This window comes from Streptomyces sp. MBT53 (genome assembly GCF_016654115.1).
In the GTDB taxonomy this organism is placed as follows: domain Bacteria; phylum Actinomycetota; class Actinomycetes; order Streptomycetales; family Streptomycetaceae; genus Streptomyces.
The window spans coordinates 14333-35014 of the sequence record NZ_JAEQAZ010000064.1 but is presented as its reverse complement, the minus strand read 5'-3'; the positions used below and the strand labels follow the sequence as shown (position 1 = coordinate 35014).

At 70.3% G+C, this 20682-nt stretch carries 18 protein-coding genes, 1 tRNA gene and 1 pseudogene; 16 read left to right on the top strand and 4 right to left on the bottom strand.

Translation table 11 applies throughout. The features are described from left to right. Window positions 1–96: 96 nt before the first annotated feature. On the bottom strand, window positions 97–1443 hold the full coding sequence (gene murA / locus JHN45_RS23805; protein ID WP_033286008.1) for a UDP-N-acetylglucosamine 1-carboxyvinyltransferase: 1347 nt from the start codon (window positions 1441–1443) through the stop codon (window positions 97–99). 253 nt (window positions 1444–1696) lie between these two features. Between murA and JHN45_RS23800 the strand changes: the two genes are divergently transcribed. The 12 genes and pseudogenes from JHN45_RS23800 to JHN45_RS23745 all read left to right on the top strand — a co-directional run bounded on the left by JHN45_RS23800 (window position 1697) and on the right by JHN45_RS23745 (window position 15476). Then, window positions 1697–2272 carry a YqgE/AlgH family protein gene (locus JHN45_RS23800; RefSeq protein ID WP_200714550.1) on the top strand — a complete coding sequence of 192 codons (576 nt, stop codon included), beginning with the start codon at window positions 1697–1699 and terminating at the stop codon, window positions 2270–2272. A 49-nt stretch (window positions 2273–2321) separates the two neighbouring features. Then, the gene (locus JHN45_RS23795) at window positions 2322–2609 is read left to right on the top strand and encodes a DUF3039 domain-containing protein (protein WP_026178118.1); all 288 of its coding nucleotides are present in this window, start codon (window positions 2322–2324) and stop codon (window positions 2607–2609) included. Between the two features lie 269 nt (window positions 2610–2878). After that, window positions 2879–4183 carry an extracellular solute-binding protein gene (locus tag JHN45_RS23790; RefSeq protein ID WP_200714549.1) on the top strand — a complete coding sequence of 435 codons (1305 nt, stop codon included), beginning with the start codon at window positions 2879–2881 and terminating at the stop codon, window positions 4181–4183. Window positions 4184–4225: 42 nt separating this feature from the next. Next, the gene (locus JHN45_RS23785) at window positions 4226–5143 is read left to right on the top strand and encodes a sugar ABC transporter permease (RefSeq protein ID WP_307783172.1); all 918 of its coding nucleotides are present in this window, start codon (window positions 4226–4228) and stop codon (window positions 5141–5143) included. Further along, window positions 5140–5985 carry a carbohydrate ABC transporter permease gene (locus JHN45_RS23780; RefSeq protein WP_201050553.1) on the top strand — a complete coding sequence of 282 codons (846 nt, stop codon included), beginning with the start codon at window positions 5140–5142 and terminating at the stop codon, window positions 5983–5985. Before JHN45_RS23785 ends, JHN45_RS23780 begins: the two co-directional genes overlap by 4 nt. Window position 5986: 1 nt before the next feature. Beyond that, window positions 5987–7627 (top strand): beta-N-acetylhexosaminidase, encoded by a 1641-nt coding sequence (locus tag JHN45_RS23775; RefSeq protein WP_201050552.1) that lies wholly within the window; start codon window positions 5987–5989, stop codon window positions 7625–7627. A 234-nt stretch (window positions 7628–7861) separates the two neighbouring features. Then, window positions 7862–8755, top strand: coding sequence for a xanthine dehydrogenase family protein subunit M (locus tag JHN45_RS23770; protein WP_200714545.1), 894 nt, complete (start codon window positions 7862–7864; stop codon window positions 8753–8755). Further along, window positions 8752–10500 carry a 2Fe-2S iron-sulfur cluster-binding protein gene (locus JHN45_RS23765; protein ID WP_201050551.1) on the top strand — a complete coding sequence of 583 codons (1749 nt, stop codon included), beginning with the start codon at window positions 8752–8754 and terminating at the stop codon, window positions 10498–10500. The genes JHN45_RS23770 and JHN45_RS23765 overlap by 4 nt, the downstream gene beginning before the upstream one ends. After that, window positions 10497–12812: a molybdopterin cofactor-binding domain-containing protein gene (locus JHN45_RS23760; RefSeq protein ID WP_201050550.1), complete on the top strand. Its 2316-nt coding sequence runs from the start codon at window positions 10497–10499 to the stop codon at window positions 12810–12812. Before JHN45_RS23765 ends, JHN45_RS23760 begins: the two co-directional genes overlap by 4 nt. Window positions 12813–12861: 49 nt before the next feature. Continuing rightward, window positions 12862–13249: pseudogene (locus JHN45_RS23755) on the top strand (phosphotransferase). Window positions 13250–13453: 204 nt separating this feature from the next. Then, on the top strand, window positions 13454–14629 hold the full coding sequence (locus JHN45_RS23750; protein WP_201050549.1) for an SUKH-4 family immunity protein: 1176 nt from the start codon (window positions 13454–13456) through the stop codon (window positions 14627–14629). Between the two features lie 139 nt (window positions 14630–14768). Beyond that, window positions 14769–15476 carry a DinB family protein gene (locus JHN45_RS23745; protein WP_201050548.1) on the top strand — a complete coding sequence of 236 codons (708 nt, stop codon included), beginning with the start codon at window positions 14769–14771 and terminating at the stop codon, window positions 15474–15476. 1 nt (window position 15477) lies between these two features. Here the strand turns inward: JHN45_RS23745 and JHN45_RS23740 are convergent, their stop codons facing one another. From JHN45_RS23740 to JHN45_RS23730, 3 genes are all read right to left on the bottom strand, one after another. Then, entirely contained in the window at window positions 15478–15870 is a 393-nt protein-coding gene (locus JHN45_RS23740) for an AQJ64_40280 family protein (protein ID WP_201050555.1), read from the bottom strand. Window positions 15871–15912: 42 nt separating this feature from the next. Further along, window positions 15913–16089, bottom strand: coding sequence for a hypothetical protein (locus JHN45_RS23735; protein WP_201050547.1), 177 nt, complete (start codon window positions 16087–16089; stop codon window positions 15913–15915). A gap of 201 nt (window positions 16090–16290) precedes the next feature. Next, window positions 16291–16362, bottom strand: a tRNA-Cys gene (locus JHN45_RS23730). Between the two features lie 190 nt (window positions 16363–16552). Here JHN45_RS23730 and JHN45_RS23725 point away from each other — a divergent pair. The 4 genes from JHN45_RS23725 to JHN45_RS23710 all read left to right on the top strand — a co-directional run bounded on the left by JHN45_RS23725 (window position 16553) and on the right by JHN45_RS23710 (window position 20559). Further along, complete coding sequence (locus JHN45_RS23725) at window positions 16553–18022, top strand: MFS transporter (RefSeq protein ID WP_201050546.1); 1470 nt, start codon at window positions 16553–16555, stop codon at window positions 18020–18022. Window positions 18023–18054: 32 nt separating this feature from the next. Next, a complete protein-coding gene (locus JHN45_RS23720) occupies window positions 18055–18252 on the top strand; it encodes a hypothetical protein (RefSeq protein WP_200714279.1) in 198 nt (65 codons plus the stop codon). Next, window positions 18252–18623: a type II toxin-antitoxin system death-on-curing family toxin gene (locus JHN45_RS23715; protein WP_200714278.1), complete on the top strand. Its 372-nt coding sequence runs from the start codon at window positions 18252–18254 to the stop codon at window positions 18621–18623. Before JHN45_RS23720 ends, JHN45_RS23715 begins: the two co-directional genes overlap by 1 nt. Window positions 18624–18759: 136 nt before the next feature. Beyond that, on the top strand, window positions 18760–20559 hold the full coding sequence (locus JHN45_RS23710) for a DEAD/DEAH box helicase (protein WP_200714277.1): 1800 nt from the start codon (window positions 18760–18762) through the stop codon (window positions 20557–20559). Window positions 20560–20682 lie beyond the last annotated feature (123 nt).

The window sequence follows — 20682 nt, the reverse complement described above, 5'->3', positions numbered from 1 at the left end:
GCCTTCGCGTACGCGACGGGATTGCGTACGAGGCTCAGGTAACGCGAATGGGGCGGCCACCCGGTCAGGGTGGCCGCCCCATCGTCGTACAGACGCTTACCCCAGGGCCTTGCCCGGCAGTTCCACCTTCGCGCCCAGCTCCACGAGCTTCTCCATGAAGTTCTCGTAGCCGCGGTTGATGAGGTCGATGCCGTGGACGCGGGACGTGCCCTGGGCCGCCAGCGCCGCGATGAGGTACGAGAAGCCGCCGCGGAGGTCGGGGATGACCAGGTCGGCGCCCTGGAGGCGGGTCGGGCCCGAGACGACCGCCGAGTGCAGGAAGTTGCGCTGGCCGAAGCGGCAGTGCGAACCGCCGAGGCACTCGCGGTAGAGCTGGATGTGCGCGCCCATCTGGTTGAGCGCGGAGGTGAAGCCGAGCCGGGACTCGTAGACCGTCTCGTGGACGATGGAGAGGCCGGTCGCCTGCGTCAGGGCGACGACCAGCGGCTGCTGCCAGTCCGTCTGGAAGCCCGGGTGCACGTCCGTTTCGAGTGCGATGGACTTCAACTGCCCACCGGGGTGCCAGAAGCGGATGCCCTCGTCGTCGATCGCGAAGGCACCGCCCACCTTCCGGTAGGTGTTGAGGAACGTCATCATCGAGCGCTGCTGCGCACCCTTGACGTAGATGTTGCCCTCGGTCGCCAGCGCCGCCGACGCCCAGGACGCGGCCTCCAGGCGGTCCGGGAGGGCCGCGTGGGTGTAGCCGCCGAGCGAGTCCACGCCGGTGATGCGGATCGTGCGGTCGGTGTCCATGGCGATGATCGCGCCCATCTTCTGCAGTACGCAGATGAGGTCCTCGATCTCCGGTTCCACGGCCGCGTTGGCGAGTTCGGTGACGCCCTCCGCCAACACCGCGGTCAGCAGCACCTGCTCGGTGGCGCCCACGGACGGGTACGGCAGCTGGATCTTCGTGCCGCGCAGCCGCTGCGGGGCCTCCAGGTACTGGCCGTCCGCCCGCTTCTCGATCTTCGCGCCGAACTGCCGCAGCACCTCGAAGTGGAAGTCGATCGGCCGGCCGCCGATGTCGCAGCCGCCGAGACCCGGGATGAACGCGTGCCCGAGCCGGTGCAGCAGCGGACCGCAGAACAGGATCGGGATGCGCGACGAACCCGCGTGGGCATCGATGTCGGCGACGTTGGCGCTCTCGACGTGCGACGGATCGAGCACCAGCTCGCCCGGCTCCTCACCCGGACGGACCGTCACCCCGTGCAGTTGCAGCAGTCCGCGTACGACCCGAACGTCTCGGATGTCCGGTACGTTGCGCAGTCGACTTGGCTCACTGCCCAGCAGGGCGGCGACCATGGCCTTGGGTACGAGGTTCTTCGCACCGCGGACACGGATCTCGCCCTCCAGCGGGGTTCCGCCGTGGACAAGCAGTACGTCGTCTGAGCCGTTGACGGTCATGAATCTCGCGTTCCGTGGAGTTGGGCAGGGGCCGAAGACGTAAGCGTAATGGCCGCCCACCCCCCTTCAGAAAGCCCGAGGACCACTCAGCTACGTCATAGCTGTGTCACAACACGAACCGTTCCCTATCGGGCACATGGGGTCACGACGGCGTTCTGTGCGCCGGGGACGCCTCTTTCCGCCCTGAGCTGCATTCACTCCCGAACCCCCATTGCCTCCCCCATCCACGGAAAGATGCGGGATCATGTCTGGCATGACCGAGGTGTCCTCGCTCACAGGGCGGTTGCTCGTGGCAACACCCGCCCTGGCGGACCCGAACTTCGACCGCGCGGTGGTGCTCCTTCTCGACCACGACGAGGAGGGCTCCCTCGGTGTCGTCCTCAACCGGCCTACTCCTGTGGACGTCGGCGACATCCTGGAGGGCTGGGCGGATCTCGCCGGCGAACCGGGAGTCGTCTTCCAGGGCGGCCCGGTGCAGCTGGACTCGGCCCTCGGCGTCGCCGTCATCCCGGGCGGCGCGTCGTCCGCCGAGCGCGCACCGCTCGGCTGGCGGCGGGTGCACGGCGCGATCGGCCTCGTCGACCTGGAGGCCCCGCCCGAACTGCTGGCCAAGGCGCTCGGCTCGCTGAGAATCTTCGCCGGGTACGCCGGCTGGGGACCGGGGCAACTGGAGGACGAACTGACGGACGGCGCCTGGTACGTCGTCGAGTCGGAGCCCGGTGACGTCTCCTCGCCGTCCCCCGAGCGGCTCTGGCGCGAGGTGCTGCGCCGCCAGCGCAGCGAGCTGGCGATGGTGGCGACGTATCCGGACGACCCTTCCCTGAACTGATCGACCCTTGGCGGAACTGATGCCGGTGAGCTTCAGTACCCTTGGCACTATGAGCACTCTTGAGCCCGAGCGCGGGACTGGTACGGGGACCCTCGTAGAGCCGACGCCCCAGGTGTCGCACGGCGACGGGGACCATGAGCGCTTCGCCCATTACGTCCAGAAGGACAAGATCATGGCGAGCGCCCTGGACGGCACTCCCGTGGTGGCGTTGTGCGGGAAGGTCTGGGTGCCGGGCCGCGACCCGAAGAAGTACCCGGTGTGTCCCATGTGCAAGGAGATCTACGAGTCCATGGGCTCGGGCGGGGACGGCGACAAGGGCAAGGGCGGCGACAAGTAGCCGTTCGGCCGGTCTGACTTCGTAAGACCTCGTAAGGCCCTCGGGGCGCGCTTCGGTGCGCCCCGAGGGCCTTTTGTGCGTTTCGGCGGTTTTTCGACGGCCTTTCGACGGCCTTTCGCGTGTCACGAAGTGGTTGAGACCTCTTGTGGCTTCGTTCATCTACTCCTTAATCTCCGTGGTGTTGTGCAGAGCGAAACGCCCATTGCGTATGTTGCAACGCACGCCTGGATCACGCCCGGATCACGCCCGGATTCCCGGAGGAACGCTCCATGAAGCTCGCCCCCAGATTCGCCGTACTCCTGGCAGCCGCCGCTGTCGTCGCCGGCTGCGCGCCCCAGACCTCCGACAACTCGTCCTCGGACAAGGACGATCAGAGCGGCACCCTGCGCGTGTGGCTCTTCCAGGAGGTCGGCAACGACCCGAAGGCGAAGGTCGTCGACTCCGTGGTCACCGCCTTCGAGAAGGCCCACAAGGGCACCAAGGTCGACGTCGAGTACATCCCGATCGACACCCGCGCCCAGCGCGTCAAGGCCGCGTTCAACGACCCGAAGTCCGCGCCCGACGTCATGGAGTACGGCAACACCGACACGGCCGGCTACGTCCACGACGGCGGACTCCTCGACGTCACCAAGGAGTTCGGCGCCTGGAGCGAGGCCAAGGACACCGACCCCACCGCGAAGCAGTCCGTCACGGTCGACGGCAAGCAGTACGGCTCCCCGTTCTACGTCGGCGTCCGCGCCCTCTACTACCGCACCGACGTCTTCAAGGACCTCGGCCTGCAACCCCCCAAGACCATGGCCGAGTTGGCGTCCACCGCCCGGAAGATCCACAAGGCGAAGTCCGACCTCTACGGCCTTGTCGTCGGAGGCGCGTACACCTACGGCGCGATGCCCTTCGTGTGGGCCAACGGCGGCGAACTCGCCACGGCCCAGGGCGGTTCGGGGGGTTCTTACACCTCCGCGATCGACAGCGCCGCCGCCCAGAAGGGCATCAAGGCCTACACCTCGCTCTTCACGAGCGACAACTGTCCCGCCGCCAAGTGCGCGGTCATGGGCGGCAACGACACCATCACCGCGTTCGCGGCCGGCAAGGCGGGCATGGCGATCGGCGGCGACTTCAGCCACAGCGCGGTCGAGGCGGGCAAGGTCAAGGGCAAGTACGCGGTCGTCCCGCTGCCGGGCGTCGCCTCCGGCTCGGTCGCCCCCGCGTTCGCCGGCGGCAACAACATCGGTGTCCTGAAGAGCACTTCGCACCGCACGCTCGCGGTCGACCTGATGGAACAGCTCACCTCGAAGGCGACGCAGGCCTCGATGTTCGACGCGATGGGCTTCCTGCCGACGTTCACGGACGTCCGCGATGCCGCCGCCGCGAAGGTGCCGTTCGAGAAGCCCTTCGTGCAGACCCTGGCCGCCGGCACCAAGTTCGTTCCCGCGTCGCCCGGTTGGTCCGAGATCGACTCCTCGCTGGTGCTGCCGACGATGCTCCAGGAGGTCATCAGCGGCAAGAAGAGCGTGGCGGCGGCTTCGAAGGACGCGGCGAAGAAGATGAACTCCGCGTTCAGCTCTGCGGGTTGACCGGTGGCGCCCAATAGCTCGGTTGGTGTGGAGCGTTCGCGTGTGCGGGTGCGTCGTGGCTGGTCGCGCAGTTCCCCGCGCCCCTTGGGGGGTTGGACCACCCCTTGGTTGTATCTTGCCCCCGCTCTTGTCGTCCTCGGCGGGTTGCTCGTCTACCCCATCTACCAACTCGGCCTGATCTCGTTCTTCCAGTACACGCAGGCCCAGGTCAGTGGTGGGGAGCCGACGACCTTCAAGGGGTTCGGGAACTATGCGGAGTTGTTCTCGGACAGCCAGTTCTGGCAGGTGCTGCTGTCGACCGTGCTGTTCGCGGGGGCGTGTGTCGTGTCGACGCTCGCGGTCGGCTGCGCGCTCGCCGTGCTGCTCACCCGTGTGCGGGCCGTGCCCCGACTCGTGCTGATGCTGGCCGCGTTGGGAGCGTGGGCGACACCGGCGGTGACGGGCTCGACGGTCTGGCTGCTGCTGTTCGACCCCGACTTCGGCCCGGTGAACCGCATCCTCGGCCTCGGCGACCACTCCTGGACGTACGGACGCCTCAGCGCGTTCTTCCTCGTACTGCTCGAAGTGGTGTGGTGCTCCTTCCCGTTCGTGATGGTGACGGTCTACGCCGGCATCCGCGCCGTACCCTCCGAAGTCCTGGAGGCCGCCGCCCTGGACGGCGCCTCGCAGTGGCGCATCTGGCGGTCGATCCTCACGCCGATGCTCCGCCCGATCCTGACCGTCGTCACCATCCAGTCCGTCATCTGGGACTTCAAGGTCTTCACCCAGATCTACGTCATGACCAACGGCGGCGGCATCGCGGGCCAGAACCTCGTCCTCAACGTGTACGCCTACCAACAGGCGTTCGCGTCCTCGAAATACAGCCTCGGCTCGGCGATCGGCGTCGTCATGCTGCTGATGCTGCTCGCCGTCACGCTGATCTATCTGCGCCTGCTCCGCAGGCAGGGGGAGGAGTTGTGAGTACGCTCCGCGGTTTTGTACGACGGCCCTGGCGGCTCGCGGCCGAGGCCTCGGCGCTGCTGATCGCGGTCGTCGTCGCCTTCCCCCTCTATTGGATGATGCTCAGCGCCTTCAAACCGGCCGGGGAAATCGAGTCGAGCGAACCCCGGCCATGGACGCTCGCGCCCTCCCTCGACTCCTTCCGACGGGTCTTCGGACAGCAGGAATTCGGCCGTTACTTCGTCAACAGCCTTGCCGTGGCGGGCACCGTGGTCATCGTCTCGGCGCTGATCGCCTTTCTCGCCGCGACCGCCGTGACCCGATTCCGGTTCCGCTTCCGGACCACCCTCCTGATCATGTTCCTGGTGGCCCAGATGGTGCCCGTGGAAGCGCTGACGATCCCCCTGTTCTTCACCATGCGGGGGCTCGGGCTGCTGAACACCCTGGGGTCCCTGATCCTGCCCCAGATCGCGTTCTCGCTGCCGTTCGCGATCTGGATGCTGCGCGGGTTCGTGAAAGCCGTACCGGACGCGCTGGAGGAGGCCGCGTACATCGACGGGGCGAGCCGGACACGATTCCTGTGGCAGATCCTTTTCCCGCTCGTCTTCCCGGGGCTGGTCGCCACGAGCGTGTTTTCCTTCATCTCGGCCTGGAACGACTTCCTGTTCGCCAAGTCCTTCATCATCAGCGACACTTCCCAGTCGACCCTGCCGATGGCCCTCCTTGTCTTCTACAAGCCGGACGACCCGGACTGGGGCGGGGTCATGGCGGCCTCCACGGTGATGACCATTCCGGTGCTGGTGTTCTTCGTACTCGTACAGCGACGTCTGGTCTCGGGGCTGGGCGGAGCGGTTAAGGACTGACGTGACTTCAGAGACGGAACTGATTCCGGCGCCGAGCGGTGTCGCGTACGCGCTGCCCGGCGGGGGCGTGGGCTGCGTCCTCGACGCCGGGACCGAGATCGACGCGGGCCCCGGCACCGAGCGCGTGGCACAGTGGCTGCGCGCCACCGTCGGCGCGGCGACCGGACTGCCCCTGGCACCGCACCAGGACAGCGGAAACCGCATCATGCTGCGCGTCGGCCCGGGGGAGTCCGACGACCCCGAGGCGTACACGGTGATCGTCGACGGCTATCTGGTCCACCTCTGGGGAGCCGACGAACCCGGTCTGTTCTACGCCGCCCAGACCCTCCGTCAATTGCTCGGCCCCGAGGCCTTCCGTCGCGCCCCGGTCACCTCGAAGCGCCGTTGGGAACTCCCCGCCGTCAGCATCCGCGACGCGCCCCGCTTCCGCTGGCGCGGCCTCATGCTCGACGTGGCCCGGCACTTCATGCCCAAGGAAGGCGTCCTGCGCTACCTGGATCTGATGGCGGCGCACAAACTCAACGTCTTCCACTTCCACTTGACGGACGACCAGGGCTGGCGCGTACAGATCAAGCGGTACCCGAAGCTGACCGAGATCGGCTCCTGGCGGGCCCGCACGAAATTCGGCCACCGCGCCTCACCCCTGTGGGACGACAAGCCCCACGGCGGCTACTACACCCAGGACGACATCCGCGAGATCGTCGCCTACGCCGCCGAGCGGCATATCACCGTGGTACCCGAAATCGACGTACCGGGGCACTCGCAGGCCGCCATCGCCGCGTATCCGGAACTCGGCAACACAGACGTCACTGACACCGACTCCCTCTCCGTCTGGGACACCTGGGGCATCAACCCGAACGTACTCGCCCCCACTGACAACACCCTGCGCTTCTACGAGGGGGTGTTCGAGGAACTCCTCGACCTGTTCCCCTCGGAGTTCATTCACGTCGGCGGCGACGAATGCCCCAAGGACCAGTGGAAGCAGTCACCGGCCGTGCAGGCCCGCATCGGGGAACTCGGGCTCGCGGACGAGGACGAGTTGCAGTCGTGGTTCATCCGACACTTCGACAAGTGGCTCTCCGCGCGCGGGAGAAGGCTCGTCGGCTGGGACGAGATCCTGGAGGGCGGTCTCGCGGACGGGGCGGTCGTGTCGTCCTGGCGCGGCTACGAGGGCGGGATCACCGCCGCCCGCGCGGGCCACGACGTCGTCATGTGCCCTGAACAACACGTGTACTTGGACTGGCGGCAGGATGGCGGCGAGGACGAGCCGGTGCCGATCGCCCATGTGCGCACCCTGGAGGACGTCTACCGCTTCGAGCCCGTTCCCTCGCAGCTCACCGAGGCCGAGGCCCGTCATGTGCTGGGCACTCAGGCCAACGTGTGGACCGAGGTGATGGAGGATCACGCGCGCGTGGACTACCAGACGTTCCCCAGGCTGGCCGCGTTCGCCGAGGTCGCCTGGAGCGCCCTTCCGGCGCCCGCGGAACGGGACTTCGCCGACTTCGAGCGCCGGATGACCGCCCACTACCCGCGACTCGACGCCCTGGGTGTCGCCTACCGCCCGCCCACCGGACCCCTGCCGTGGCAGCGCCGCCCCGGAGTGCTCGGACGACCCAAGGACGGCCCGCCCCCGAACGCCTAGAACACAGAAGGGAGAAAGCCCCCAGGAGTCACCGATGAGTGGCAATTCGCGCATGCCGGTGATGCCGTGGCAAAACGGACCATCTCGCCGATGAGGCGGGCGAATGCCTCCTAGCGGACCCCCGCGTTCGGGTCTTGCGAAGATGTGCCAGAGTTGCCACGTCCGCCCTGTCAGCACGTACCGTACGGCAGCAACAGGTGGGACCAGGTGGGGCAGCGGGAAGGGGCAGCCGGTTTGACCACGCACGCACCGCAGGCGGGGCAGTCCGTCACGCTGCCCACAACGCTGGACGAGGCCGTGGCGGCGCTCACGGCCCTGCCCACGGCCGTTCCCGTGGCCGGCGGCACCGACCTCATGGCGGCCGTCAACTCGGGCCAGCTCAGGCCCAGCGCGCTGGTCGGTCTCGGGCGGATCAGCGAGATCCGCGGCTGGCAGTACCAGGACGGCCACGCGCTGCTCGGCGCGGGCCTCACGCACGCCCGCATGGGCCGCCCCGACTTCGCCGCCCTCATCCCGGCGCTCGCCGCCTCCGCGCGCGCTGCCGGCCCCCCGCAGATCCGCAACGCGGGCACCCTGGGCGGCAACATCGCCTCGGCCGCGCCCACCGGGGACGCGCTGCCCGTACTGGCCGCCCTGGAGGCGACGCTGATCATCGCGGGCCCGGGCGGAGCCCGCCGGGAGATCCCGGTGTCGCACCTCCTGGCCGGCGTCGAGATGCTGCGCGGCGGCGAACTCATCGGCTTCGTGCGCGTGCCCCTGCTGCACGCCCCGCAGGTCTTCCTGAAGGCGACCGGCCGGACCGGACCCGGACGCTCGGTCGCGTCCGTCGCGGTCGTCCTCGACCCCGCCAGGCGCGGCGTCAGGTGCGCCGTCGGCGCCATAGCGCCGATGCCGCTCAGACCTCTGGACGCCGAGCAGTGGGTCGCCCGGCTGATCGACTGGGACAACGGCCGCGCGATCGTCCCCGAGGCGCTGACCGCCTTCGGGGAGTACGTCGCCGCGGCCTGCATCCCCGACCCGGCCCCGGCCGAGGACGGCTCCGTGGAACAGCTTCCGCCCGCGGTACTGCACCTGCGGCGCACCGTCGCCGCACTTGCCCGACGAGCACTCGGGAGGGCGCTGTCGTGACCGACGACCAGCACGGAGAGGGCACCCCCCAGGGCGGCGGACGCTGGGACCCGCTGCCCCAGGGCGACTACGACGACGGCGCCACGGCCTTCGTGAAACTCCCCGAAGGGGGCATCGACGCCCTCCTCGCCGCCCCGGGCCACGGCTATGTGCCGCCGCCCATAGCGGCCGGCCCCGCCCCGGACGGCGACCCCTCGGGCACCGGCTCCTGGGCCGTGCCCGCCGAGGGCGTCCAGTGGCCCGACCCGAACGCCGTACCGCAGCAGGGGACGGCCGGGGGCGAGCAGTTCGCCTACCACCCCGGGGCCACCGGCCAGTGGACCTTCCAGGACACCAACGCCCCTGCCCCGGGCACCGCGCCCGGTCACGACGTGACCGGGGAGTGGTCGATCCCCGTCGCCGGGGGCGATCTCCCGGACGAATCGGGCGAGTTCACCACCTCCGCCCTGGTCGAGCAGTGGGGCGGCACCCCGCCCGCCACCCTGCCCGGCGGCGCGCCCGCGCCCTGGGCGACGGACGGCGCGGGCCAGAACTGGGCACAGCAGGCGTCCGGTACGGGCGTGACGGAGCGGCCCGGGCAGTCCGACGCGCACACCGACGGCCGAGGCGCGGCCTACCCCGCGAGCGGTACCGACGGCCGGGGCACGGCCTACTCCACGAGCGGCACCGACGGCCGGGGTACGGCTTACCCGGCCACGGACACGGACGGGCGCGGTGTGGCCCACCCGGCCGACCGGTCCGGGGAGCATCCCGCCGCCGAGGCGACCCACCGGCCGTACGAGGAACCCCAGGGCGCCGACCCGTACGCCCACGCCCGCACCGAGGCCGTCGGCGATCCCTACGGGGACGCGCGCGGCGACCGCCACGACGACACCGGCGCCGAACTCGCCGCGCCCGACGCGCAGTCGACGGACGCGGACGGCACGACGGACGGCGCGGCGGGCGGCGATGCCGAAGGGGCCGAGGGGGCCACTGAGAGGCCCGCTGAGCCGTCCGCGGCGGCCGACGCGTCCGACGGTGCCGAAGCCGCCCCGGAGGCCGCTGAGGCGCCCGTGACGGCCCCGGACACCGACGCGCCGGACGAGGACGCCGAGCCCGCCCCGAAGATCCCCGGCGAGGAACACCCGCTCGCCTCCTACGTGTTGCGCGTCAACGGCGCCGACCGGCCCGTCACCGACGCCTGGATCGGCGAGTCGCTGCTCTACGTGCTCCGCGAACGCCTCGGCCTCGCGGGCGCCAAGGACGGCTGCTCCCAGGGCGAGTGCGGGGCCTGCAACGTCCAGGTCGACGGACGGCTCGTCGCCTCCTGCCTGGTGCCCGCCGTCACCGCCGCCGGCTCCGAGGTCCGTACGGTCGAGGGCCTGGCCGTCGAGGGACAGCCCTCGGACGTGCAGCGGGCGCTCGCCAAGTGCGGTGCCGTGCAGTGCGGATTCTGCGTGCCCGGCATGGCGATGACCGTGCACGACCTCCTGGAGGGCAACCCCGCGCCCACCGAACTGGAGGCGCGCCAGGCCCTGTGCGGCAACCTGTGCCGCTGCTCCGGCTACCGGGGTGTCCTGGACGCCGTACAGGAAGTCGTCGCCGAACGGGAGGCGCACGCCGCTGCCGCCGAACCTGAGTCGGACGGCGACGAGGCGCGTATTCCCCACCAGGCGGGTCCCGGGGGCGGTGGAGTCCACCAGTCGGCGTTCGAGTCCCCGCGCACACAGGACCAGGTGTACGGCCAGGACGGAGGTCAGGCGTGAGCAACGAAGCCGCCACCGCGACCACAGAGGCCGCGCCCGCCCCGGAGCATCCGGGCCACGGCCTGGGCGCCTCGCTCCCGGCCGCCGACGCCCGCGCCAAGACCGAGGGCACCTTCCCGTACGCGGCCGACCTGTGGGCCGAGGGCCTCCTGTGGGCGGCCGTCCTGCGCTCACCGCACCCGCACGCGCGCATCGTGTCCGTCGACACGTCCCACGCGCGCGACATGCCCGGCGTACGGGCCGTCATCACCCACGAGGACGTGCCCGGCCGGGACCGCTACGGCCGCGGCACCGCCGACCGCCCGGTGTTCGCCTCCGAAGTGGTGCGCCACCACGGGGAGCCCATCGCCGCCGTCGCCGCCGACCACCCGGACACCGCGCGGATGGCCGCCGCGGCCATCATGGTCGAGTACGAGGTGCTCGACCCGGTGACCGACCCGGAGCAGGCCTTCGAGGCCGAACCGCTGCACCCCGACGGCAACCTGATCCGGCACATCCCGCTGCGCCACGGCGACCCCGACGCGACCGGCGACATCGTCGTCGAGGGCCTGTACCGCATCGGCCGCCAGGACCCCGCCCCCATCGGTGCCGAGGCCGGCCTCGCCGTGCCCCGCCCCGACGGCGGAGTCGAGCTGTACATCGCCTCCACGGACCCGCACACCGACCGCGACACGGCAGCCGCCTGCTACGGCCTGGAGCCCGACCGCGTGAAGGTCGTCGTCACCGGCGTCCCCGGGGCCACCGCCGACCGCGAGGACCAGGGCTTCCAACTCCCGCTCGGACTACTCGCGTTGAAGACCGGCTGCCCGGTCAAACTCACCGCCACGCGCGAGGAGTCCTTCCTCGGCCACACCCACCGCCACCCCACGCTGCTGCGCTACCGCCACCACGCCGACGAGGACGGCCGCCTGGTCAAGGTCGAGGCCCAGGTGCTCCTCGACGCGGGCGCCTACGCCGACACCTCCTCGGAGGCCCTGGCCGCCGCCGTCTCCTTCGCCTGCGGCCCCTACGTCGTCCCGAACGCCTTCATCGAGGGCTGGGCCGTCCGCACCAACAACCCGCCCTCCGGGCATGTGCGCGGCGAGGGCGCCATGCAGGTCTGCGCCGCCTACGAGGCGCAGATGGACAAGCTCGCCAAGAAGCTCGCCATGGACCCGGCGGAACTGCGCCTGCGCAACGCCATGGCCACCGGTGACGTCCTCCCGACCGGCCAGACGGTCACCTGCCCGGCACCGGTCGCCGAACTCCTCCAGGCCGTACGGGACTTCCCGCTGCCGCAGCTCCCCAAGGACACCCCCGAGGACGAGTGGCTGCTGCCCGGCGGCCCCGAGGGCGCGGGCGAACCGGGCGCGGTGCGCCGGGGCGTCGGCTACGGCGTCGGCATGGTCCACATGCTCGGCGCGGAGGGCGCGGACGAGGTCTCCACGGCCACCGTGAAGGTCCACGACGGCATCGCGACGGTCCTGTGCGCGGCCGTAGAGACCGGCCAGGGCTTCACCACGCTGGCCCGCCAGATCGTCCAGGAGACCCTGGGCATCGACGAGGTACACGTAGCCCCCGTGGACACCGATCAGCCCCCCGCCGGCCCCGGCTGCCGAGGCCGCCACACCTGGGTCTCGGGCGGCGCGGTCGAACGCGCCGCGAAAATGGTCCGCACCCAGCTCCTCCAGCCCCTGGCGCACAAGTTCGGCATGTCCACCGAACTCCTCCAGATCACCGACGGCAAGATCACCTCCTACGACGGCGTCCTCTCGACGACCGTCACGGAGGCCCTGGACGGCAAGGAACTGTGGGCCACCGCCCAGTGCCGCCCGCACCCGACCGAGCCCCTGGACGAGGCGGGCCAGGGCGACGCCTTCGTGGGCCTCGCGTTCTGCGCGATCCGCGCGGTCGTCGACGTCGACATCGAACTCGGCTCGGTGAGGGTCGTCGAACTCGCCCTCGCCCAGGACGTCGGCCGCATCCTGAACCCGACCCAACTGGTCGCCCGTATCGAGGGCGGGGTCACTCAGGGCGTGGGCATCGCGTTGACGGAAAACCTGCGCACCGCGCGCGGGTTGATCCGCCACCCCGACCTCACCGGCTACGCCCTCCCCACCGCCCTGGACACCCCCGACATCAAGATCGTGAAACTCGTCGAGGAACGTGACGTGGTCGCCCCCTTCGGGGCGAAGGCGGTCAGCGCGGTACCGGTGGTCACCTCCCCGGCTGCCATCGCCTCCGCCGTGCGCGCCGCGACCGGCCGCCCCGTGAACCGCCTGCCGATCCGCCCCCAGGCGGCGGTCGTGACGAACGGGCAGTACGGGCAGTAGGCCGGTGCCTGTAGGAGTGATCGAGGGTGTCGTCCTCATCACGGGTGTGATGGCAGCCGACAAGTCGACGGTCGCGCAGGCGCCGGCCGAGCGCTTGCCGAGGGCGGCGCACGTCCGGGGTGATGTGTTCCGGCGGATGATCGTGTCGGGCCGTGAGGAGTACGTTCCCGGCGCGGGCGCGGGCGCGGGCGCGGGCGCGGGCGAGGGCGCGGGCGCGGGCGAGGGCGCGGGCGCGGGCGAGGGCGAGGGCGAGGGCACGGGCACGGGAGGCCGACCAGGCGAAGACCGGGTACGGCGCGTGGACGGTCGAGGAACTGGACGGCGCGCTGCGGGCGGAGACCCCGCGCATCGGCCTCCGGCTGGACAACTCGGGGCTGGCGGTGGGGGAGACGGTGGACGCGATCATCGAGGGACGGGAACGTTCACGGGTGGTCTGAGCGTCTGATGGGGTGAGGACGTCTCGGACGTTCCGCGTCCGTCCGCGCCCTGCGAGGCGTTTCCACTGCGGGTTCACCGCGTTTTCGCTGGTCAGGGTCGTTGTCAGTGGTGCCGCGTAGTGTTCTGGGCAGTGGGGACGACAGCGGAACACCGGTGCCGCACGGGGAAGATTCACGCACGGGGGAACCATGCACGGGGGAACGATGAGCAGGACCGACGCCGGTTCCACGGCGACCACGATCACCTTGACCGAGGACGACCTCGATCCGTACATCACGCACGCGTCCACGCGCCGCTGGCTGACCGGCCCCGGACTGCCGGGCGACAGCGCCCTGTTGACGTTCGAGGAGCTGCGCAGGGAGGGCCTGCGGACGGTCGCGGACTCGCTGGGCGATCCCGACCCGCTGGCGGCGGAGCTGCGGGACCAGCTGGTGATAGGCGCGCTCTGGGGACCCGACGGCGGCGAGGCGGAGTCGATCCTGCTGGACGGCGAGACGGGCGAGATCGCCACGACGTACTTCTTCCACGACTGCCCGGACCTGATGGAGACCGGCCCGCTGGCGCCATCGGTCGAAACGCTGGCCCGCTTCACCACGACCACCGACGAACTGACCGCCCTGCGCGGCCAGTTCGCGTCCTACGAGGGCCGTCACGGCGCGCAGACGGTGACGGAGGCGTCACGCCACCTGCTCTCGATCTTCGAGTCGGAGACGGACGGCGAGGTGCCCCCGTTCTGGAAGGCGGCGGCCCTGATCCGCCCACTGGCCCTGGTCGCGGGCCCCGGTACGACATCCGGGCTGACCCTCGACATCCCGGCCCGCCTGCTGGACCAGGAGTTCGGCCAGGGCACGGTGGCCCGCTTCGAGGAGGTCGACTTCCCCGCCACGCTCACCCACGAACCGACCCGCCGCTTCCTGCGCGAGACGGGCCTGCCCGAGGACGCGCTCCTCTTCCAACTGGACACGGACGTCCCGCTCCCGACCTTGTCCGAGTTCTACGAGGACGAGCCCGCCGACGAACTCCCGGCCCGCGCCGACGAGTTGATCCGCCTCGGCCATCTCGTCGAGGACACCGGTCTGGTGGTGGACGGCGCCACGGGCGAGATCCTGACCTGGAGCGAGCCGGAAGCGACGCTGGCTCCCCTCAACACGGACGTCTCGACCCTCGCCTTCACCCTCTGGCTGCTCCACCGCGAGAGAGCGATCGACGCGGACCTCTCGGGCGAGCTGACGGCAGAGGCGTACGACCAGTTGGCCACGACGATGCTCCAGACGCTGTCGTCGGTGGACCCGACGGGGCCGGCGGCCCGGACGGCCGACCGACGCCACCCGCACTACTGGACGGAGGCGTTCCAGGACGAGGCGGGAGGGGTGCTCTGACGGGGACGGGGACGGGGGCGCGAACGGTGACGCGGATGTGGACGCGGACGCGGCCAGCGGCGGAATTCGCTCGCGCCGACGCGAGGTGAGCCGCTACCTTCCCTCCGCCTGACCGCAACACGGCGAGGGGGAACGGGACATGGACACCGAACACACACGGACCGGCCGACTGGGCGTACTGCTGGAGCAGTTCGACAAGGCCCGGGAGATGGCCGAGGTCCGGCTGACGGGACTCGGCGACGAGGAGTACCTCTGGGAGCCGGCGCCCGACTGCTGGTCCCTCCGCCGCCGGAGCGAGGCGGTGACACCGAGGGCGTTCGGACCGGGGGAGTGGGTCCTTGACCTGGGCGCGCCGGACATCCCGGCGAGCGAGTACGCCGAGGTCGCCCGCCAGGCCGCCGACGGCATGACCGTCGCCAAGATCGCCGACGACTGGAGCGTGAGCGTCGAAAGGGTCGAACAGGTCCTCGCCCACAAAGGCGAACCGGAACCCGACACAACCCCGATCACGACGATCGCGTGGCGCCTGGGCCACCTGCACTTCCAGTTCGCGGGCGCGTGGGAGTGGACGTTCGGTGAACGACGCCGGGACCCCAAGCAGATGGTCGACTTCACGCCCTCGGCGACCCTGACCCTGGACGGGTTCTGGCCGGTGATCGACCGCTGGCGGGCAGCCGTGGCCACGGTCACGGAGGACCAGTTGGACGTGGTCGGCTTCTCCCAATACCCGTACGGCTCCGACCCCGACGACCCGTACATCTCCGTCGTGGCGGGATCCAGCCTGGAATTCATCCACCACATGGCGGAGATCGCACTGCTGCGGGACCTGTGGCGGGCACGGCGATGAGTCAGCTTCGGGGCTCAGCGCTCCAAGCGCGCCGGAGAGCCGCCTGCACACCCTCCCCGAGAACCGCACGCGTCGTCATCTCGCCCGGCAGCGTGGGCAGTTCGGCCCAATGTGTCACGGTCTCGGCACTGCCGAGCCCGTAGGGCAGCCGGACGACCCCGTCGGAGTCGACGAAGCAGTCCGTGTGCTCCGCACCGTCGGCACCGAAGTGCAGAGAGGTGAAGTACATGGGCCGCACCAGCCAGAATTCCTCACCCAGCGGGTCATCGGCATCGTCCTCGACATCCCTGTCCGGCGGATACCGCCCGGTGATCGCGGCTGCCACCGGCACACCGCTCCGAGGCAGCCTGTCGCGCGCGTCGACCCACGTCACCATGGTGTCCAGCTTGACCATCTCCATGCCGGCCAAGACGACGGGCCGCCCGCGCAGGTTGCCTTAGCGGCGCTTCGCGCCGAGTAGCGACGGCTGGGGCGGTGGAACCGTCACCAGCCAGCCCGCCGGGATCAACTGCCACCAGTCGGCGTGGGACCCGTACGCGAGCAGCGATCCGCAGCCGAACCCGACCGGCACCTGTACCGCGAGTTTCCAGGTCGGAACGACGGTGAGTTTCACCGCCACACCTGACCCGGGGTCCAACATCAACGACGGCCCCACACCGAATCCCGTGACCGTACGAACCGGCTACAACTTCACGTGGGTGATGTTCTGCCCGACCGACGGCCTCTGCTCCGCGGGTTAGCCGCCACGCCACGCGAGAAGGGCGGCACCCCAGGTGGGGTGCCGCCCATTCGCTCTGCCCGGTCAGGCATCCAGAGGCCGTGGCGGGAATCGAACCCGCGTAACTCGCTTTGCAGGCGAGTCCCTGAACCACTCGGGCACACGGCCGTGGTTGGTGAGTTGACCGTAGGGCCGGGCGGTGGGGTGGGACAAGGGGGCCGGTCGGGCTGCAACGGGACTGCCATACCGCGTTCATGAATGGGGGAGTGAGGGGGCAGCGGTCGTACGACCAAGGTCTCGGTGGTGGACCGTCTTTCGACAGGGGTCAAAGCGGAGGATGAGCCTTACGCTGGCCCGCATGACCGTCCTCGAACCGCGTGACGCCGATGTCACCGATGCTGCTTCTGACCTGGTCGACGAGTGTCGTGACGGGGTGCTGGGGCGGTCGTATCGGGCGCTCAGTGTCGGGATCGTGTCCGTTGTGCTGTTGATCGCCTTCGAGGCGACCGCCGTGGGGACGGCCCTGCCCGTTGCAGCTCGGGAGCTGGACGGGGTGGGGCTGTACGCGTTCGCGTTCTCCGGGTACTTCACGACCAGTCTGTTCGGGATGGTGTCCGCCGGGCAGTGGTCGGACCGGTGGGGGCCGCTCGGGGCGTTGACCACCGGGATCGGGGCGTTCGCGGCCGGGTTGCTGGTCGCCGGGACCGCTCAGGTCATGTGGGTGTTCATTCTGGGGCGGGCCGTGCAGGGGCTGGGCGGTGGGCTGGTCATCGTGGCTCTGTACGTCGTGATCGGGCGGGCGTATCCGGAGCGGTTGCGGCCCGGCATCGTGGCCGCGTTCGCCGCGAGTTGGGTGGTGCCGTCCGTCGTCGGGCCGCTCGCCGCCGGCGCGGTGACCGAACAGCTGGGCTGGCGTTGGGTGTTCATCGGGATTCCGGTGCTTGTCGTCTTTCCGCTCGCGCTCGCCCTGCCCCAGATACGGCGGCGGGCCGCCGGGCCCGTGTCCGAGGGCGGTCAGCAGCCGCCCGGCTCGCCCGGCTCCTTCGACCGGCGTCGTATCCGGCTCGCTCTCGGGATCTCTCTCGGTGCCGGGCTCTTTCAGTACGCCGCCCAGGATCTGCGGTGGTTCTCGCTGGTCCCCGCCGCCGCGGGCGTCGCGCTGCTCGTGCCGGCCGTGCTCGGGCTGTTGCCGCGCGGTACGTACCGGGCGGCGCGGGGGCTGCCGTCGGTCGTGTTGTTGCGTGGGCTGGGTGCCGGGGCGTTCATCTCGGCCGAGTCCTTCGTGCCGTTGATGCTGGTGACCCAGCGCGGGTTGTCGCCGACGTTGGCCGGGTTCTCGCTCGCGGCGGGCGGCGGGACGTGGGCGCTCGGGTCGTGGGTGCAGGCACGGGCGCGGGTCGAGCCGTACCGGGAACGGCTGATGACGTTCGGGATGGTGCTGGTGGCCGGTGCCATCGCCGCGGCTCCGAGCGTCCTCATCCATACGGTCCCCGTGTGGATCGTGGCCGTCGCGTGGGGGTTCGGGTGTTTCGGGATGGGGCTGGTGATGTCCTCCACCAGCGTGCTGCTGCTCCAGCTCTCCGCGCCGGAGGAGGCGGGCACCAACTCGGCCGCGCTGCAGATCTCCGACGGGCTGTCCAATGTCGTGCTGCTGTCCGTCGGCGGGGCCGCGTTCGGTGCGCTCGGTGGGGGCACGGTCGGGCATGTGGTCGGTTCGGCGGGCGGCGGCTCCCATCCGGCCGCGTTCGCCGCCGTGTTCCTGCCGATGGCGGGGGTGGCGTTGGTGGGGGCGTGGGTGACCACGCGGGTGCGGAAGGAACCGCGGTGACACCACGTGGTACCGCTCGGTACCGTTGAGGCATGGCTGGACTGAACCTGCGGTTCACGGACGAGGAGCTCGACGCACTGCGCGACCGCGCGGCGGCGGAGGGACGCAGTATGCAGGCCTTCGCGCACGACGCGGTGATCGCGGCGGTGAACGAGCGCGCGCGACTGTTCGACGAGGCGGCCGAGCATGTGCTGAGGGCCAGCGCCGAGCTGAACAGGAGGCTCGCCTGATGGACTACCTCACGCTTCCCGAGCAGCTCGACCTCGCGAAGCGGCTCGGGGCGGACGAGGTGCGTGACTACGGACTCCTCGACTCGGCGCTCGCGCGGCCCCGGGCGAGTGTGTTCGGGCAGGACGCCTATCCGGACGTATGGCAGAAAGCCGCCGCGCTCATGGAGTCCCTCGCCCGGAACCACGCCCTCGTGGACGGGAACAAGCGCATCGCCTGGTATGCGACGTGGGTCTTCCTGCACCTGAACGGACACCCTCTGGACGCGGACTTCGACGTGGACGATGCGGAGCAGTTCGTACTGGACGTCTGCCAGGGCGCTCTGGACGTGACCAAGATCGCTGCCCGGCTGCCGCGTTACGCGCGGCACTGACCACTCCCGCGATCTGTGACCTCAGTCCCATCCCCGCCCGCCCCGGTGTCGTCCGCGCGTTGACAGTGGTGGCCCGCCGGTAAGGTGGCCCGGTTGTCATACGTAGCCGAGCCGCCCTACCAACCAAACGGAGACCGTGACTACCACCGCCGCCTCCTCCGCCAACACCCACCACCTCTCCCCGGCCTTCCCCGGCCGCGCCCCCTGGGGCACCGCCAGCAAGCTGCGCGCCTGGCAGCAGGGGGCGATGGAGAGGTATGTCCAGGAGCAGCCACGGGACTTTCTCGCGGTCGCGACCCCGGGTGCCGGTAAGACGACCTTCGCGCTCACCCTCGCCTCCTGGCTGCTGCACCACCATGTCGTGCAGCAGGTGACCGTGGTCGCGCCGACCGAGCATCTGAAGAAGCAGTGGGCGGAAGCCGCCGCGCGGATAGGGATCAAGCTCGACCCGGAGTACAGCGCCGGGCCGCTCGGCAAGGACTACGACGGGGTGGCCGTCACGTACGCCGGAGTCGGCGTACGGCCCATGCTGCATCGCAACCGTGTCGAGCAGCGCAAGACCCTCGTCATCCTTGACGAGATCCACCATGCCGGTGACTCGAAGTCGTGGGGCGAGGCGTGTCTGGAGGCGTTCGAGCCGGCCACTCGGCGGCTCGCGCTGACCGGTACGCCGTTCCGGTCGGACACCAATCCGATTCCCTTCGTGACGTACGAGGAAGGGAACGACGGGATTCGGCGGTCCTCCGCCGACTACACCTACGGCTACGGCAACGCGCTCGCCGACCATGTCGTCCGGCCGGTCATCTTCCTCTCCTACAGCGGCAACATGCGCTGGCGGACCAAGGCCGGCGACGAGATCGCCGCGCGGCTCGGCGAACCCATGACCAAGGACGCGATCAGCCAGGCCTGGCGTACGGCGCTGGACGCGCGCGGCGAGTGGATGCCGAGCGTGCTGCGCGCCGCCGACCAGCGGCTGACCGAGGTCAGGAAGGGCATCCCGGACGCCGGGGCGCTCGTCATCGCCTCCGACCAGGACTCCGCGCGCGCCTACGCCAAGCTGATCCGCGAGATCACCGGCTCCAAGGCGACCGTCGTGCTGTCGGACGACACCGGTGCCTCCAAGCGCATTGACGACTTCGCGGCGAGCAACGACCGGTGGATGGTTGCGGTGCGGATGGTGTCGGAGGGTGTCGACGTGCCTCGGCTCGCTGTCGGCGTGTACGCCACCACGATCTCGACCCCCCTCTTCTTCGCCCAGGCTGTCGGGCGTTTCGTGCGGTCCCGGCGGCGCGGCGAGACCGCCTCCGTCTTCCTCCCGACCGTCCCCGACCTCCTCACCTTCGCCAACGAGATGGAGGTCGAGCGCGACCACGCCCTCGACAAGCCCAAGAAGGAGGGCGAGGAGGACCCGTACGCCGAGTCCGAGAAGGAGATGGACGAGGCGAACAAGGAGCAGGACGAGGACACCGGCGAGCAGGAGCAGTTCGCCTTCGAGGCGCTGGAGTCCGAGGCCGTCTTCGACCGGGTGCTCTACGACGGTGCCGAGTTCGGCATGCAGGCGCACCCGGGGAGCGAGGAGGAGCAGGACTACCTCGGTATCCCCGGGCTCCTCGAACCCGACCAGGTGCAGATGCTGCTGCAGAAGCGGCAGGCCCGGCAGATCGCGCACAGCCGTAAGAAGCCGGACGGCGAGGCCGACCTGCTGGAACTGCCCGCCGAGCGGCGGCCCGTCGTCTCGCACAAGGAGATGATGGAGCTGCGGAAACAGCTCAACACCATGGTTTCCGCGTACGTCCACCAGACCGGCAAACCGCACGGCGTCATCCACACCGAGCTGCGCCGGACCTGTGGCGGTCCGCCGAGCGCCGAGGCCACGGCCGGGCAGCTGCGGCAGCGCATCGCGAAGGTCCAGGAGTGGGCCACGCGCATGAAGTGACCCACCGGATCCGGCGCTCTCTGGAGGCTGGGGTCTTTTCTAACCAGTCACAGCCGACGTCAGTGGTTAGATTCGCACCCAGCTTCCAGCACCCCCCACGCCAGGGCCGGGCATATCGCCATG

Excerpts from the sequence above, each read along its gene's own strand:
- murA (WP_033286008.1), bottom strand. The coding sequence starts at position 1,443 with ATGACCGTCAACGGCTCAGACGACGTACTGCTTGTCCACGGCGGAACC.
- JHN45_RS23800 (WP_200714550.1), top strand. The coding sequence starts at position 1,697 with ATGACCGAGGTGTCCTCGCTCACAGGGCGGTTGCTCGTGGCAACACCC.
- JHN45_RS23795 (WP_026178118.1), top strand. The coding sequence starts at position 2,322 with ATGAGCACTCTTGAGCCCGAGCGCGGGACTGGTACGGGGACCCTCGTA.
- JHN45_RS23790 (WP_200714549.1), top strand. The coding sequence starts at position 2,879 with ATGAAGCTCGCCCCCAGATTCGCCGTACTCCTGGCAGCCGCCGCTGTC.
- JHN45_RS23750 (WP_201050549.1), top strand. The coding sequence starts at position 13,454 with ATGAGCAGGACCGACGCCGGTTCCACGGCGACCACGATCACCTTGACC.
- JHN45_RS23745 (WP_201050548.1), top strand. The coding sequence starts at position 14,769 with ATGGACACCGAACACACACGGACCGGCCGACTGGGCGTACTGCTGGAG.
- JHN45_RS23740 (WP_201050555.1), bottom strand. The coding sequence starts at position 15,870 with ATGGTCAAGCTGGACACCATGGTGACGTGGGTCGACGCGCGCGACAGG.
- JHN45_RS23725 (WP_201050546.1), top strand. The coding sequence starts at position 16,553 with ATGACCGTCCTCGAACCGCGTGACGCCGATGTCACCGATGCTGCTTCT.
- JHN45_RS23720 (WP_200714279.1), top strand. The coding sequence starts at position 18,055 with ATGGCTGGACTGAACCTGCGGTTCACGGACGAGGAGCTCGACGCACTG.
- JHN45_RS23715 (WP_200714278.1), top strand. The coding sequence starts at position 18,252 with ATGGACTACCTCACGCTTCCCGAGCAGCTCGACCTCGCGAAGCGGCTC.